The 15862-nt window shown below is 55.7% G+C and carries 12 protein-coding genes; 11 read left to right on the forward strand and 1 reads right to left on the reverse strand.

Features of this window, described 5'->3' with window-relative positions; genetic code table 11:
- Window positions 1-494 precede the first annotated feature (494 nt).
- The 11 genes from OU421_RS07405 (at window position 495) to OU421_RS07455 (ending at window position 11622) form a co-directional block, all read left to right on the forward strand.
- Window positions 495-1061 carry a hypothetical protein gene (locus OU421_RS07405; RefSeq protein WP_268185433.1) on the forward strand — a complete coding sequence of 189 codons (567 nt, stop codon included), beginning with the start codon at window positions 495-497 and terminating at the stop codon, window positions 1059-1061.
- Window positions 1058-2323, forward strand: a complete 1266-nt coding sequence (locus OU421_RS07410; protein WP_268185434.1) for an ABC transporter substrate-binding protein — start codon at window positions 1058-1060, stop codon at window positions 2321-2323. Before OU421_RS07405 ends, OU421_RS07410 begins: the two co-directional genes overlap by 4 nt.
- A gap of 14 nt (window positions 2324-2337) precedes the next feature.
- Window positions 2338-3432, forward strand: coding sequence for a FecCD family ABC transporter permease (locus OU421_RS07415; RefSeq protein ID WP_268185435.1), 1095 nt, complete (start codon window positions 2338-2340; stop codon window positions 3430-3432).
- Window positions 3426-4214: an ABC transporter ATP-binding protein gene (locus tag OU421_RS07420; RefSeq protein ID WP_268185436.1), complete on the forward strand. Its 789-nt coding sequence runs from the start codon at window positions 3426-3428 to the stop codon at window positions 4212-4214. Before OU421_RS07415 ends, OU421_RS07420 begins: the two co-directional genes overlap by 7 nt.
- A 404-nt stretch (window positions 4215-4618) precedes the next feature.
- A complete protein-coding gene (locus OU421_RS07425) occupies window positions 4619-5722 on the forward strand; it encodes a PGF-pre-PGF domain-containing protein (RefSeq protein ID WP_268185437.1) in 1104 nt (367 codons plus the stop codon).
- Window positions 5723-5724: 2 nt separating this feature from the next.
- Window positions 5725-7449, forward strand: coding sequence for an ABC transporter substrate-binding protein (locus tag OU421_RS07430; protein WP_268185438.1), 1725 nt, complete (start codon window positions 5725-5727; stop codon window positions 7447-7449).
- Entirely contained in the window at window positions 7433-8248 is an 816-nt protein-coding gene (locus tag OU421_RS07435) for a class I SAM-dependent methyltransferase (protein ID WP_268185439.1), read from the forward strand. The genes OU421_RS07430 and OU421_RS07435 overlap by 17 nt, the downstream gene beginning before the upstream one ends.
- 5 nt (window positions 8249-8253) lie before the next feature.
- Window positions 8254-9204 carry an ABC transporter permease gene (locus OU421_RS07440; RefSeq protein WP_268185440.1) on the forward strand — a complete coding sequence of 317 codons (951 nt, stop codon included), beginning with the start codon at window positions 8254-8256 and terminating at the stop codon, window positions 9202-9204.
- Window positions 9201-10004, forward strand: coding sequence for an ABC transporter permease (locus OU421_RS07445; RefSeq protein WP_268185441.1), 804 nt, complete (start codon window positions 9201-9203; stop codon window positions 10002-10004). The genes OU421_RS07440 and OU421_RS07445 overlap by 4 nt, the downstream gene beginning before the upstream one ends.
- Window positions 10001-10939: an ABC transporter ATP-binding protein gene (locus OU421_RS07450; RefSeq protein ID WP_268185442.1), complete on the forward strand. Its 939-nt coding sequence runs from the start codon at window positions 10001-10003 to the stop codon at window positions 10937-10939. Before OU421_RS07445 ends, OU421_RS07450 begins: the two co-directional genes overlap by 4 nt.
- Window positions 10930-11622, forward strand: coding sequence for an ABC transporter ATP-binding protein (locus OU421_RS07455; protein ID WP_268185443.1), 693 nt, complete (start codon window positions 10930-10932; stop codon window positions 11620-11622). The genes OU421_RS07450 and OU421_RS07455 overlap by 10 nt, the downstream gene beginning before the upstream one ends.
- 66 nt (window positions 11623-11688) lie before the next feature.
- Here OU421_RS07455 and OU421_RS07460 read toward each other — a convergent pair whose 3' ends face one another.
- Entirely contained in the window at window positions 11689-15822 is a 4134-nt protein-coding gene (locus tag OU421_RS07460; RefSeq protein ID WP_268185444.1) for a DUF3344 domain-containing protein, read from the reverse strand.
- Window positions 15823-15862: the final 40 nt, after the last annotated feature.

A 15862-nucleotide genomic window follows, 5' to 3' on the forward strand; every position in this document is an offset into this window, starting at 1 on the left:
AAAAGGGACACAAATGGAAGTTCGATGCAGGATACGCTCATCCCATTCCTCAGGTTTCATCCTGTATATGTGCCACCATGTATTCACACATTTATGTTGAATATTCATACTATTTAACATAAGTATTCTCATTTATAATGGACTGTATTATTTTCGGGAACCTAATTCCAGAGTTAGGTGCCGTGCCGGGATGATGGTCTGTACAACGGTTATCAGGATCATTTTGGGCAGGACTTGGAATTCTATCCTGAAATATAATACGTTCGGTATGATTTGTCGATATTTTATCCTTCTTTTTTCGATTTTTGTAAAAAATTTTGCTTAAAGGCGTTTTTCCGATTTTTGGTGTTGCAGGGTGTTTTTATGGGATTCGTTCTTATTCCCGGGAGAACGGATTGATGGTGGTTATCGGCGAATGTTACTCACTAACATAGCATTTCGTATTAAAATGCGGAACTATTTTATTAAAATGGAAAGGTACTCTTAACTACTACATGATATCCAGGTTCATCATATCAGTCATAGTATCTTTAGTACTCATCAGCTGTGCCTTCGTCCCCGCTTCTGCAGGGAATGGTGTATCAGGGCTTTCCTTTAGTCTCGAGGAGGTGGCTGGTGCGGAGAATGAATACCTGCTCTCCTGCGATGGTGCAGATGGCGGGCCTGTAGGCATCTCAATATCCTTTCCGGGCCCTGCTAACATTGTCAGCACCACACTCTCAGAAAGCCGGTATCAGATGAATGGAAATACGCTTTTCTATGCCCTTGTCGATGAGGATGCCTGTTCCTTCCGTATCATTTGTGCGGATCTTCAGCCGGGAACACTTTCGCTCTCGTGGGAAGAGTTCGCAGATGGCGTCTCAGGTGAGACAGTTATAACGGTTTCAGATGCGGGAGAGGTATCTGTTTCAGCTTCTGGAAATTCTGGTGTAGAGGATGATGCGAATCAGCCGTCAGCAACGGTGACGCAGAGCCCCTTTGTGGGGATTGCATTCACGGTCATCGTGGCATTTGCCGTTGTGGATGTGTATTCCCGCAGGAGAGAGGAGGGGTCACAATGAGATTAATCGGAGGGAACTATTTCCTGGCGATGTTTCTGAATATAGCAGTCCTGTCCATTGCTATCGCTATGGTCACTGTGCCCGTTGCCGCAGCAGACACGGGAGCTCTCCCGCTTGATGTGAACGGCGATGGCACCATCGGCAGTGATGAGATGGCTTCAGCGATTCTTGATTATCTTGAGCGGCAACATGCAGGCACCAGTATGGATGAAGGTCTCTATGCGGACCTCACCGATGGTGCCTATGTCTATACCTACTGGAATAAGACCGCAAAGACCGTTCATGACTTCTCCGGTCAGACTGTCACCCTGACGCGACCTATTCACCGGGCTGTCGTGATGAACGGGGAGACCGCCGAGACGCTGCGTTCCCTTGGCTTTGATAGCACGAAGGTGGTGGGTGTCGGGAAGTACATCCTGGAAGACCCGGTCTTCTTCCCGGAATATGCAGGGATGCCGAATGTCGGCAGTATCTGGTCGCCGGACTACGAAAAAATAATCTCGCTCTCCCCGGATACCGTCATTATATATGCGGATTTCATGGACAGCAAAGGGGATGAAATCCAGGAGACTATCCAGTCCATGGACCCATCTATACACGTACTCCGCTATGATCTCTTCAACCCTGAGACCTATGCCGAAGAGGTCGGCCTTCTCGCCGCAGCGGTCGACCGGGAGGATGAAGGAAGTGATTTCGTCGCCTTCTATACACAGCAGATGAATACGGTCACCGGCAGGGTGGCGACCATCCCGGAGGATGAGCGGGTGACGGTGTACTTCGAAAACGCAGATGATTACAAGAGCTGTGCAGAAGGGTCCGGTTACCATGACAAGATTATCATGGCTGGTGGCCACAATATCTTCGGAAACGCAACACCGTCATATCCTGAGGTGAATCCCGAATCCGTGCTCTTTGCCGACCCAGAGGTCGTCCTGAAACTCCAGGGAACAGGAGTTCTGGACTTCGGAGGGTATGCGGATGATGACACCACACGAACGGCGGAGGTCTATGAGGGCCTCCTCGCCAGACCGGGATGGAATTCCATGGCGGCGGTCAAAGACGGCCGTGTTTACATCATTGACAGCGACATCTTCGGCGGACCGAAACACTTCATCGGCATTCTCTACCTTGCCACATGGTTCTACCCGGATATGTTTGCCGATGTGAATCCTGAGGACGTTCACCAGGAGTATCTCACCACCTATCAGCACAGTGATTACGATCTCTCGTCACACGGTGTATTCGTGTATCCGGTGGCATAGTCAGGGACGGATGAATGACGGTAACCATCGAAGATTTCGCCCGTGAATCGTCCCGCATAAAATCCAAACGCATCTTCTTTTTTTTGGGGATGGGTGGGATTCTCCTCGTGCTCACACTCGTGGGGATCACGCTCGGGTCGGGGGAACTGACGATCGCCGATTCCTATCGTGCCCTCTGGGACGGGCTTTCCGCGAGGCTTGCCTACCTCATCTCGGGGGCGGTGTCCACTGCCACGCCCGATACTGCAGAGATCGTTGTCTGGGATATCCGTCTCCACCGGGTTCTCTTTGCGCTTGTAGCCGGATTCGGGCTTGCGATCGCGGGTACTATCATGCAGGGAATCCTGCGCAATCCTTTGGCGAGTCCATTCACTTTGGGGATATCCTCTGCGGCGTCGTGCGGTGCATCGGTTGCGATCATTCTCCTTGCCGGCGTGACCATCGTGAGCGCGAATCTGCTCGTGGTGGTGATGGCGTTCCTCTTCGCGATCGCCGCATCGTTTCTCATCTATGGCATGGCACGGAAGAAAGGGCTCTCCTCCTCTTCATTAATTCTCGCCGGCATTGCCATCATGTATCTCTTCTCCGCGATCACGTCACTCATCCAGTATTTCGGGTCGTCGGATCAGGCGGCTGCGGTGGTGTACTGGATGTTTGGCTCCCTCTCCGCGACCACCTGGCCGAAACTCCTCATTGTCACGGCAGTCATCGCGGTACTGGTCCCCTACATCGTCATACGCGCCTGGGACCTGAATGCGCTTGCCGAGGGTGATGAGATTGCAAAGAGTGTCGGCGTCCCGGTCGAGCGGACGATGACGGTCTTCATGATGATAGCCTCCATTATTACGGCGGTCATCATTGCATTCACCGGCACCATCGGGTTCATCGGGCTCGTCGCCCCGCATATCACCCGCATGACAATCGGGAGTGATCACCGGTGGCTGGTACCGGCATCCGGTCTTGTGGGGGCGGCGATTCTCCTCGGTGCCGACAATCTCTGCCGTACGCTGATCTATCCTGCGGTGATTCCGGTGGGGATCATGACGGCGTTTCTGGGCGTGCCGTTCTTCCTGTATCTCTTCATGAAACGGGGTGATACCGGATGGTAGCGATAACGGTTAAGGGTCTCTCGTATACCTACCGGAAGAAGCCGGTCTTCTCCGGGGTCTCCTTTGAAGCGAAAGAAGGTGAGGTGTTGGGGGTGGTCGGACCGAACGGGTCGGGGAAGACGACGATAATCAAGTGCATCGATGGTATCCTGCAGCCGAAGGGTGAGGTCCGGGTATTCGGCGAGGATGTCGCATCCATGGACCGGATGTCCATCGCACGAAAAATTGCCTACGTACCTCAGTCCTTTCCCGAGGGGCTCTCATCGGTCGTCTATGAGACGATCATGATGGGCAGGCGGCCGTATCTGAACTGGAAGACCGGCCTTGAGGATGAAGAGAAGGTCTATCATGCAATGAAGATGCTCGGTGTAGAGGATTTTGCCTTCCGGAAGGTGAAGGAGCTCTCCGGGGGAGAACGGCAGCGGGTGATGATCGCCCGGGCCATTGTCCAGGAAACGCCGGTCATCCTGATGGATGAACCGACCAGCAGTCTGGATGTTCGTCACCAGATGGAGGTGATGGAGGTGGCGCGGGGTCTCGCGGAAAACCGTAACATCGCGGTCGTCATGTCACTGCATGACCTCAACCTCGCCGCCCGGTATTGCGACCGCATAGTGGTTCTCAACGAGGGGAATTTGTGTGGATACGGGGCACCGCGGGAGGTGCTCACAGAAGACGTTATCAGGCAGGTCTATGGCATCGAGGCACGAATCAGCAGCGATGTCGAATGCCCCTATATCATCCCGTTGCATCCGGTTGCTGGTCTGCAAAAGGGTGAATGAGATGGGGGCGGCCCTTGTGGGAGGGATCGGGACGTTTCTGGCCTTCGCTGACACCTCACCTATATTCCTGAAAAGAAAGGGGCGAGAGACGGCTGGGTATCGTCCATCCCTTCCGGTGAGTATCTTCCCTGACGATGTTCTTTTATTCGCGTCGTCCCCATATGGACACTTGTACCTTTTCTTTCTCGACAGAATCTGTTTTATACTCGGGTATGGGGTGGATCGTATCGGCACCAGTCTCCATTATTATGTAATCCAGTAAATTTCAGTTATGTTATAATTTATTCATTCACTTTTCAGATTAAATGAAATAATTTATTATTGTTATCTTACATGATCATACTAAATTGGTTATTGTTATGATTGTGCATAGATTGTCAACCAGAAATGCGGTTTCTGCGGTTATGGTTCTCATACTGATGCTGGTGGTCATGCCGGCGGCAGCAGAGGACATCACTATCACCCGTTCGATACCCATGTCCTCCTATCTGGGGGAGGACTTCACGGTAACACTTTCGATAGAGGGGCTCGATGCCGGTGGTATCATCGAAACGCTTCCGGACGGGCTTCTGTTTGTCTCGACTGAACATCCTGCTGAACAGACGGATGTTTCCGGACAGCATGTGGTCTTTTCCGTTGTGGATGAAGAAGAAATCGTCTACACGGTGAAACCATCCCGTCTGGGGAGCCAGACGATTGACGGAATCTGGGCCGATGTCGCAGCACTGACGAATGGAACGATTGCCGGCAGCACGGTGTCAGTGTTCAGTCGTAGCGGCGGGAGCTCTTCGGATGACGATGTGGATATTGGCAGTGCCACCGTGACCGCTACACCAACGGAGAATGTGACCTCAACCCTGTCAGCCTCAGGTGATGTATGTGAAAGAACATTTACGGTCGAAGGTACGGCTGTTCGGTCGCTGACCCTGACCGGTCCGTCCTCTCTGGATGAATCTTCATTCTATGTCAGGACCATTGACTGCCCCGACGGCGTCCCGGCAGTTGAATACACTGCCTTCCAATACCTGGAGATGGATCTTACCGGCTGTTCCGACGATGATATCAGTGGGGCAATGGTCCGGTTCACGGTGGATCGCTCATGGATTGAGGAACAATCCATCTCGGAGGCGAGTATCGTTCTCATGCGCTATCACGACGGGTGGACTACTCTCCAGACGAAACGGGTCCGTTCCGGTGACACCGATACGGTACTGATGTACGAGGCGTCCGTGCCGGGTTTCTCGGTATTTGCGATCAGCGGACGTGCACTTACGGTGTCCACATCGGATACTACCGGAGATGGCGTGAAGGCATCGGCCACGGTTTCTGTGCCCGCTGATGCCGATGCTTCCGTTCCGCAGACCGAAGCCGCCGGTGAGACCGGAGAGACGGAATCCGCAGGTACTGCCCTTTTCGGCGGTATTGTTTTGATTTTCATCATAGTCTGTCTGCTGGGTGGGTATTGGTACCTGAAAAAGAATGAAACCGGGAATGAGGTGGATAAATGAATATGATTCGAAGATTTCTGACCATTTCCATGGTCATCTGCGCACTCTGTCTGATGACCGTCGTTGCTCCGGCTGCAGCAGATGTGACAGAAATGACCCATGACGAGCTTGCGGGAGCGATTGTACCGTACATGGAGGCGACCTATCTGGGCGAAGACGTTATACACCTCGCACCGATTGAGATGCAGACGGCTGCATGCACCTACCTCGGCCTGCCCGGACCCGAATGGAATTCCGAGGTGCTGAGATTTGCGACATCGAATGTGGTGAAGGAAACAAACTTCTATGGTGACTACTATGTCGGCATCTTCTCCCATCTCTCGAATATGCCCCTGATGCGCATGGACGAGACCGGACATCTCGTCGGGCTGACCGCCGACCATTACGAAGTCTCAGCCGACAACAGGCAGTGGACGTTCTATATCAAAGATGACCTCTACTGGAGTGACGGCAAGCAGGTGACGCCTGAGGATGTGGCATTCTCGTTCGAGTATCTCGGAGAGCACTGTGCCGATGCGGGATGGATCAAGGAGACCCTTGTCTCGACAAGCGTATCGGATGAGGATAATTCAGTCACATTCACCTTTGATAGCCCCTATACGCGGATCAATCTGGAGTTTGCGACCTACAACATCATCCCGAAACATATCTGGGAGAACATTCCGGATCCAAATGCCTATACTGAGAGTGGGCCCTTCGTCGGCAACGGTCCCTTCTATCTGGAGGGCATTGACCTGAATGCGGCGAAACTGACATTCCAAAAGAACAACCACTGGCAGGGCAAAGAACCGTCATTCGGCACGGTGGAGGTGCACTGGTTCGCAAATGACGATGCGGCCGCCCTGGCACTTGAATCGGGAGAAGTCGATACCTACTACCGGTATGCAAAATCCTATCCGTATGCCAGTGTCGAGCGCCTGCTCGATACGGGCGAGTTCAGCACCCTTGAGGAGACGAGTATCGGTCTGACGTTCCTTGCACCGAACCTGAAACGTGCGCCCATGAATGATCTCCAGTTCCGGGAGGCGATGGCGGACGCGATCAATTATCAGGAACTTGTCACCGTCGATACGCTCGGCTACGGCACCATCCCCAACCGCGGCTTTGTGCCGCCAGGTATGGACTACTACATCGATACCCCACAGCTCAGCTATGATCCGGAGAGTGCACGGCAGATCCTGAACGATTCGGGGTACCTTGATGAGAATAATAACGGCATCGTCGAATACAACGGCGAGGATATTGACCTCGACCTGCTGGTGCGCACCGGCTTCGAACGCGACGGCCAGCTGATAGAAGAGTACCTCGAGGCTGTCGGCATCGGCGCGACGGTTCATCAGGTCGACGCAACGACCTGGTTTGACCTTAAGGACAACTATGAGTACGACTTGACGGTAACGAGCACCACACCGTGGGGCATGCTGATGCACGCGGGATGGGGCACCGGGTACTTTGATTCCCGGAGGACCGGAAAGGGCGTACTGCATAACCTTGACGATCCGGAGTATCTCACATTATGCGACAACATTCTCGCAACGACGAACCAGGCGCAGCTGAAGACCTACGGAGAAGAGATACAGGGATATTTCAATGATGATCTCCCGGCAATTGCCCTGTACTGGAAGAATGATGTGATTCCGTACAACCGTGCCTATACCGGATGGTATTACGAACCGCTCTTTGGCATCTACGATATCGAGACGTTCCTCAATGTCAGGCCAGTATAAGGTGGATGAGCTCCTGGAAGGGTGGAGAGAAGGTCTCATCACCTCCACCTACTACCGTACTCTCCGGACGGACGGTACGAGTCACGATGATTTCTGGCGTGGGTTCGGGGATTATGATGCATGGAGTGCCCTGACCGGATATCCCGGCCGGATGGGAAACCGAATCTGTGAGTGCATCCCTTCCGGGGCGTCAGTTCTTGATATCGGGGCGGGGACAGGGGCACTCTCGCTTCCGCTCGCCCGACGTGGCTGTAGGGTGACTGCTCTCGATCCGTCCTCCTATCATCTGGACATGCTGCGCCGGAAGGCAACCGCAGACGGGTGTACCGGCATCCGGTACATCGAAGATGTATGGGGTCCGTCCGCTGCCGCCACTGCGGGTCCGGTCGACTACGCGATTGCCGCATACTCGATGATCGATCCCGACCTCAGGGGTTTTCTCCAGGCAATGATCGACTGTACCGGTGTGGGGATATTTCTCGCGTACCGGGCGCGAGCCTCCGACCCCCTTGACTGTTTCGTAAGAGGGGACGGCCCCCGGCCGGGCTCCCATTATATCACCAGCCTGCTGGATGTCATGGGATATGGCTACCGGGTTGAGTTTTTTGTGCGGGAGTTCTCCCTCCCCCTCGATACGCTTCTCAGGAAATATCATGACGGGGAACGAACCCCGGATGAGATCCTGACCTTCCTGGATATGGAAGGAAGGGTCGTCCGGACACAGGACTCCGTAGCGGTGCGCTGCAGCGTCACCGATGCACTGATATCCGTTGCGACGAACGGCCGGACGGAGATGTGAACGGAATGGGGTTTATTGGTGCCCGCTGCATCCGATATGCCGTCTCGTTGTTCTTTATCGTTATTCTTAACTTCCTTCTGCCGAGAGCGATGCCCGGTGATCCGGTGATGAATCTCATCGGAGAAGATACCATGGTGACAGAGGCGACACTGGCGGCACTCAGGGCGAAACTGGGACTCGATCTCCCCATCGGTGCGCAGTTCTGGTCATATATCTCCTCTCTCTGCCACGGTGATCTGGGATATTCCTACCACCTCAATGGGCAGGTACTGGACCTCCTTCTGCCACGGATGGGCTGGACCCTCCTCTTTACCGGCATCGCGGTCGTTGCAGGTGCAGCGATAGGACTGGGTATCGGTGCCTTTGCGGGCTGGCGTCCGGAGCGAACAGGGTCACGAGTGACCTCGGTTCTCTCGCTTGCCATATCCTGCACGCCGCCGTACTTCCTCGCCCTGCTCTTTCTCTCCCTCTTCTCCTTCCGGCTGGGGCTCTTTCCGTTCAAAGGACTCTATGACGAGCCCACCATCGGAAGCATTGCCTGGCACCTCTTTTTGCCGGTGCTCGTCCTCACGCTCTTTGCGGCATCCCGCAACATCCTGATCATGCGGGGCAGTGTCCTTCAGGAAGGTGGGAGCCTGTACGCCCTGTACGCCCGTGCAAAGGGTTGTTCTGACCGTTTTGTCCTCTTCGGGCATGTCCTGAAGAATGCCTCCCTTCCGCTCATCACCCAGGTCGCACTCGACTTCGGCTTCATCTTCTCGGGCGCGCTGTTCGTGGAAATCGTCTTCTCCCTCAATGGTATGGGAACCCTTATTTACGATGCCGTGATGGGCCGTGACTACCCGCTCCTCCAGGGCGCCCTCCTCATTATTGCAATCACTGTCATTGCCGCGAATCTCGCTGCAGACCTCATCTGCGCGCGTATCGATCCGCGGCTCAGGGAGGCGGGACGATGACCGGGGTAAACCGATGGGCGGTACTGCTCCTCGTCTGCTTCATCGTCATGGCGCTGATCCCCGGGGTTCTTGCCCCCTATGGACCGAAGGAGCGTTCCTATCCGTACCAGGACCCGTCTCCCGAACACCTCCTCGGAACAGATGACATCGGGACAGATATCCTGACCGAGGTGATCTACAGCGCCCGCATCTCACTTTTTGTCGGCTTTGCCGCAGCGGCGCTTGCAACAGGAATTGGTCTTTGTATCGGGATCACGGCCGGGTACCTCAGGGGCGGCGTCGATGAGGTGCTGATGGGGGCGACCGATGTCGTCATGATCATTCCGAAGATCCCCCTAATCATCATTCTCGCGGCGTTTCTCAGGCCGGGGGTGTGGCTCCTCATCCTCGTCCTCGGCCTCCTCGGGTGGGAATCGATCGCCCGTGTCGTGCGCTCGAAGGTGTTGCAGGTGAGGGAGACGGGGTATGTGATGAGCGCCCGATGCATGGGTTTCTCCCCCTTCTGGATTATGGGATCGGAGGTGCTGCCCAACATCCTTCACGTGGTCGCCCCCAAGTTCATGCTTGCGACGGCTGCTGCAATGATCTCTGAAGCTTCCCTCTCATTTCTGGGGCTCGGGGACCCCACCATGCAGAGCTGGGGAATGATGATCTCCTACGCCTTTTCAAAGGGCGGATTCATCCGGGAGATGTGGTGGTGGTATCTTCCTCCCGGCATCTGCATCACCCTCTGTGTCATTGCTGTTGCCGCCATCAGTTTCTCCTCCCGGGAGAAACACCGGGAGGTGTGGATGGAATGACCTCTCTCCTTGAGATCCGCGATCTGAATGTGACGTTCCGTGGGAACCAGACGGTCCGTGCGGTGAACGGCGTCTCCCTCTCCCTCGGGGAAGGAGAGGTTCTTGCGCTGGTCGGGGAGAGCGGGTGCGGCAAGTCGGTCGTTGCCCATGCCATCGCCCGTCTCCTGCCACCTTCAGCAGAGGTTGAGGGCAACATCCGGTTTCAGGATACGGATCTTCTGTCCCTTGATGAGCAGGCGATGGAGAAGATCCGCGGAGCGGGTATCGGCGTGATATTCCAGAACCCCTCCCTTGCCCTCAACCCTCTTCACCGGATCGGCAGGCAGGTGGCCGAACCCCTGCGCCTTCACCGGCGGGTGGGGAAAGAGGAAAGTCTTGGCACGGCATCCCGCGTTCTTTCCCGCCTGGGATTTCCAGACCCGGAAGCAGTAATGGCGCTCTATCCCTCCCAGAGTTCGGGCGGGATGAACCAGCGGTTCGTAACAGCGGCCTCAACGGTGCTCGATCCTCATCTCCTTATCGCCGATGAACCGACAAAGGGGCTTGACCGGGAGCGGGTGGACGGGGTCGTCGCCGAACTTGGCGGTCGTCTGTCCGGTGCCGGGTCCGCTCTGCTCCTGATAACCCATGATCTTTCAGTGGCGCGTGCCATGGCCGACACCATTGCCGTCATGTACGCAGGAGAGGTGGTGGAGGAGGGGTCGCCTGAAACGGTGCTCTCCTCTCCCCTGCACCCCTATACACGAGGGCTTGTGGGGAGCCTCCCGGAAAACGGGTTTGTCCCTGTACCGGGACTGGCCCCGTCGCCCGTTGCCCTTCCGGGAGGTTGCCGGTTCCACCCGCGCTGCCCGGACCGTCTGGAATGCTGCACCGGTGAACATCCCCCGCTCTTCGTCTCCGGGGAACAGTCCGTGAGGTGCTGGCGATGCCGCTGAAGGCCGAAGGAATTACTGTCTCCTATCGTCCCGGAATCCTCTCGCCTCCCGGCAGGCGGATCCTCGACGATGTTACCCTCGAACTCAGGCAGGGGGAGACCTACGGGCTGATGGGTGCATCCGGTTCGGGAAAATCGACCCTCTCACGTGTGATGGCAGGTCTGGAGACGCCCCGTGAGGGGCGAGTTGTCTATCAGGGTTCTCCGCTGAAAGGTATGGACCGATCTGCCTTCGCCGCTTTCCGGCGGGGGGTGCAGGTGATGTTCCAGGATCCGACCGCCGCCCTGAACCCGAAAAAACCGACCGCACGATCGCTATCCGATGTGCTCAGATTGATTCGTGTGCCCGCACGGGAGCATAGCGCGGTGATAAAAGATGCCCTCGATCAGGTGGGCCTCACCCCCGATGTCCTTGCACGGACGCCGACGCAGCTCTCCGGTGGACAGAACCAGCGCCTCGTCCTTGCACGGATTCTTCTGCTCGAACCGGAGTACCTCCTCCTGGACGAGCCGACCTCGGCCCTGGATGTATCCGTGCAGGCACAGATCCTGCGGCTACTCCGGGACCTTCGGGAAGACCGCGGGATGGGGTATCTCTTCATCTCCCACGATCGTGATGTGGTCGGATTTATGGCCGACCGGGTGGGCGTCCTGCGAGACGGACGGCTCTGTGAGAAGGAGTAGAATCCTCTTTTCTTTTCAACGGGAACTGCTGGTCTGCAATTATCATAAATGATTTTTCCCGTCTGATTATTCAGACGGGGTGATATTCACATGATATTTTGCGGTCTCATAGGGATTGATGATCGCATTTTCCACGGTTGCCGTTCCCTCGGCGGATACCAGCCGCACCGGTATGCTGCCGATGTCCATGTACCGGAATTCCGCCGGGGTCTTCTTGCCGGTATACTTGTTGTAGAGATAGATCTTAGCCCCTTCCGGTTCGCTTGAGATGCTAAGGCTACCGTATGGATATGGCTCAAGGAGGAACGAAATTTCGGCATCTACTGGATGGATGTCGGGGACAAGGTGCAGCGTTTCTTCGTCAGGCAGGTGGCCGGGGAGTGAGACCGAGATGGTATGCCTTCCTTCTGAAAGGTTTGCAATCGTATAGGGGGTGTGCATGCCGGTAGGGAATCCGTCCACGAATATCTCAGCACCGAGAGGTTCGGAAGTGATCCGTGCGGTGCCGAATCTCATGTCCTCAGAGCTGATGCATATCGAATCCCCATCCCGCCAGATATTGCCATCCTGTGTGATGTATGATCCGTTATGCCGAATGGTGATATATGGAAGCACACCGCTCACTTCCACCTCTGCCGGAAAGGTATACTGGGGATACCTGCCGTTAATGGTGAAATCCTCGTCCTGATAGAGATCCGATGAGAGCGTGATCGTGTGTGTTGTGATGTAGGCATGGTCAAACGTGACCCCGGTGATTGCGCCAGGATAGATCCAGACTTTCTTGATGTCGCACGGATACTCCGCCAAATCATTCCGGACCTTGATGGTATGCCGCCCCTCCTTGAGTCCCATGATGACCTCCGGGGTTGTAAGACCGGTGTTTCGCCCGTCCAGATAGATATCTGCACCATCCGGATGCGATGTCACATACACCCCTCCGATACCGTCTTCGTATCCGTACGGTACAAACCCTTCGAATTTGAGGGTATTCAGTTTGGCGGATTCCGGGGTGAGATCAAATCGAACTTCACTGTTATCGGAGACGGCAAGTGTCTCTTCAGACTCCAGAAACCCCGTTCGAGAGACCGAGACAGAATGCATTCCTCCTCGTGTGTCCACAAGAATGCAGGGCGTTGTCTTTCCGGTATAGATGCCATCCAGCATCACGAGTGACCCCGGAGGATTGGAGAGGATCGTAAGGTCGTAGGTTCCGTTTCGATAGTCGATGAAGGTCTCTTCAGCTATTTGGATTTCAGTGGATGGTGACTTCGGCGAACCGGATGCTACGGATGGGATATGGGCCGCTTCTTCCGGATCACCGGGTGACTCAGAGATATTCAGAACTCCCGAAATGCCGGTGAAACGAAGAATCGCGAAGAGAATGTCTGAGAGACCGGAGAGGATTCCTCCCCACGTTTTGTCCCCGGCGGACGGCTCTTTTGTAATGCAGACCGCCGTATAGGTGCCGAGACGGTCGGTTGATAGTGTTGCAACCCCGTCTTCAACGGACGTACTTCCGGCATCATTCCATTCGCCGGAATCCGTATCGTACCGTTTCAGCATGACGGTGCCGCCGGAGGTGCAGATTTCGCCTTTTACTTCGAGGATAAGGGGGATGTCCGCCGTTGCGTCTGCCGGTGTGAGGGAATAGGTCCATACCGGGTTTCCGCCGGGGAGGCTGCTTCTCTGCTGAATCGTAACCATACTGATGGTCGCCCCGTCGGCATCGACGAGACGTGTCCCTTCCCGGATATAGAGCGTGCATTGTCCGTCTCCCGACCTGAGTTCGGCCGCGTGGAGAAGGTCGCCTGCGGCGGGGAGCGTGAAGGTCTCTTTATCTGCTGAAGCCGTGCTGCCGGATTTCTCCGATGTGCCGGTCTCCGGAGACGTGACTACCGAGACATTGGATGCCGTGGCGGCATGGGTGAGTACGAGGAGGGCATTGCGGTTTTCCAGGTAGTCTCCGGTTGTACCCATCAGTGCACTCTGTACCTGCGCTCCGTTGGCCGTGGTGCGGAGGAAGGGCGTCACGGACTCCGTCCACAGGCTGATGCCCGATGATCCGCCGGTCAGGACATTGTAGTACTCCCAGTCATTGAAGAAGACCCGGTTTGCGTCATCGCCCTTTCCGGTGGCTGCCGTGCTGATGACGGTCAGGTCTGCGGCAGTGATGCCGTCCGTATCGATCTCACCAGGGAAGGAGATTGCCGTCGTTGCCGCATCCGGGGTAATCTCTGCCCCTTCATCAGCGATGATTGCATCGCACCCTTCGGCAAGCCAGGCAGTACGTAAGGGGGCGGACACATTTTCATAAAAGAGAACGATGACCCCACCGTAAAGGGCGCAGACCTCCCCCGGATTGCCGGTGTTTTTGACCGAGAGTTGATAGTCCCCGGCGCCCTTCTTCCGGACCGCATCCGTGACGTTGAAGCAGCGGGTCGAGAGGATATAGTCGTATACGCCTTCTCCCTTTCTGTCCGTATATATGACATCCGGCGTGATTTTGGTATTGTCCAGCGAAGATATGAGATCCACTTCTGTCCCCGACTTCTCATCGGCGTGATGTCCCCAGGTGGTGTAGAGGAAGAGGCGTGCCAGTACCGGTTCTTCGGACGGCATGCGGGGGAGCTCCCAGGTGAACCGGGAGGTGGTGTCGCGTTCGATGAGACCGGTGTAGGTGCCGAAGGGGATGGTGACAACTTCTCCCCTGAATGTGATGGGGGTGCGTGTGGTGAGTTCTTTTCCTGTATACCCGGTGGCCTCCGTATCTTCGTCATCGTAATTGTTTCCCGTCCCTCCCGTTCCGCTCTCCGGAGTGAGGGTAAAGGAGACATCCGTGTTCTCCCCTTCACTGACCGTGACCGTCTCCCGTGCCTCAGCATACCCGTTGAGGCGCACGGAGACGGTATGGTCCCCGATGATCACGTCCTCGAGGAAGGCCTCCGTCGTCTGTCCCGAGTCTTCTCCGTCGATGAAGACCTGCGCCCCTAAGGGTTCGGAGGTGACGGAAAGACTGCCGGTCAGCGGCCTGAGATTGAAATGGGCCGTTGTCTCCGCGTCAGCAGTGATGTCGATCCACTGTTCGTCTGCCTCCTCATAGGACGGATACGCCACGCTTACGGCATATGACCCCACCGACATACCCGGGATGGTTGTGTTGGTGGTGTATTCCGTCTCTTCCCCGTCGATGAGGATCGTCGCACCCGGCGGAGAGGAGGTCACGGTGAGAGTGCCGGTCTCCTGTTCCGGATACCGGACAGAGAGGGCGGCGAGGAAGATCTTATAGAAGCTGTCGGTGCGGTCGCAGGAGAGCGTGGCGTCCTCCCATGGCGTGATGATGCCGGAGACATCCCATTTATTGTAGCCGCAGTAACTACCTTTGGTGGAGGTGATGAGGTCCGTCGGTTCGTCCTCATTCAGGGTGTACGTGGCATCTTCACTCGCGAGATGGACATTCTGCAGCCGGGCTTCGGCCCATTCCTCTTCCGGATGAAGAACTCCCGTGGGGAAGGTGGCATGGATAACATAATCCTCCCCCAGTTCTTCCTCCGAGTGATAGGAATCGGTGTCCTGTCCGTCCATGATCCAGTATCGCACCGAATCACCGTCCCCGTCATCGTATGCCACCACGAGCGTAATGATCTTGATACGACCGTCGAACTGCGCATCGGTATATGCTGTACTGACCCGTGCCCCCACTTCTTCTCCCGTGATCTGGTAGGTTACATCATACCACATCAGGTAGTCGCTCGTCACCCGGTCACAGTGGGCGTTCACTGCCACAGGCCCTGTCCCGCCCGTCCCGGGAAAGGTGTAGGGGACATTGAGGGATTCCGTGCCGATCTGTGAATATCCGGTTCCCCCGTCGAATTCGATCGTTGCCGCCCCTGCATAGTTATTTTCCATATTGCCGCAGTAAACGGTGACATACAGGCGTGCCCAGCGGATAGCAGAGTATTCGGGGAGAGAATACCGCTTTTCCACCGTCACCGGCGCGGTATTGCTCATCCCGTAGTACGAATCGATCCAGACGCCTCCCGATACCGTTCCCTCATCCACGGTATCGAGGGGGATACCTCCGACGTAGTTGTCTGCCGAAACGGGGGTTGCTATGGAAACCATGAGAAGAAGGCCCAGGAATAACATGACTCCCGGGATACCTGGAATCTGGTTTGTTGCGGATACGTGGTACTGATTCATGGCGTCACCGGTATTCTGAGTATCATACTGTTGGCGTAAT

It is taken from the genome of Methanogenium organophilum, assembly GCF_026684035.1.
GTDB classification, from domain to species: domain Archaea; phylum Halobacteriota; class Methanomicrobia; order Methanomicrobiales; family Methanomicrobiaceae; genus Methanogenium; species Methanogenium organophilum.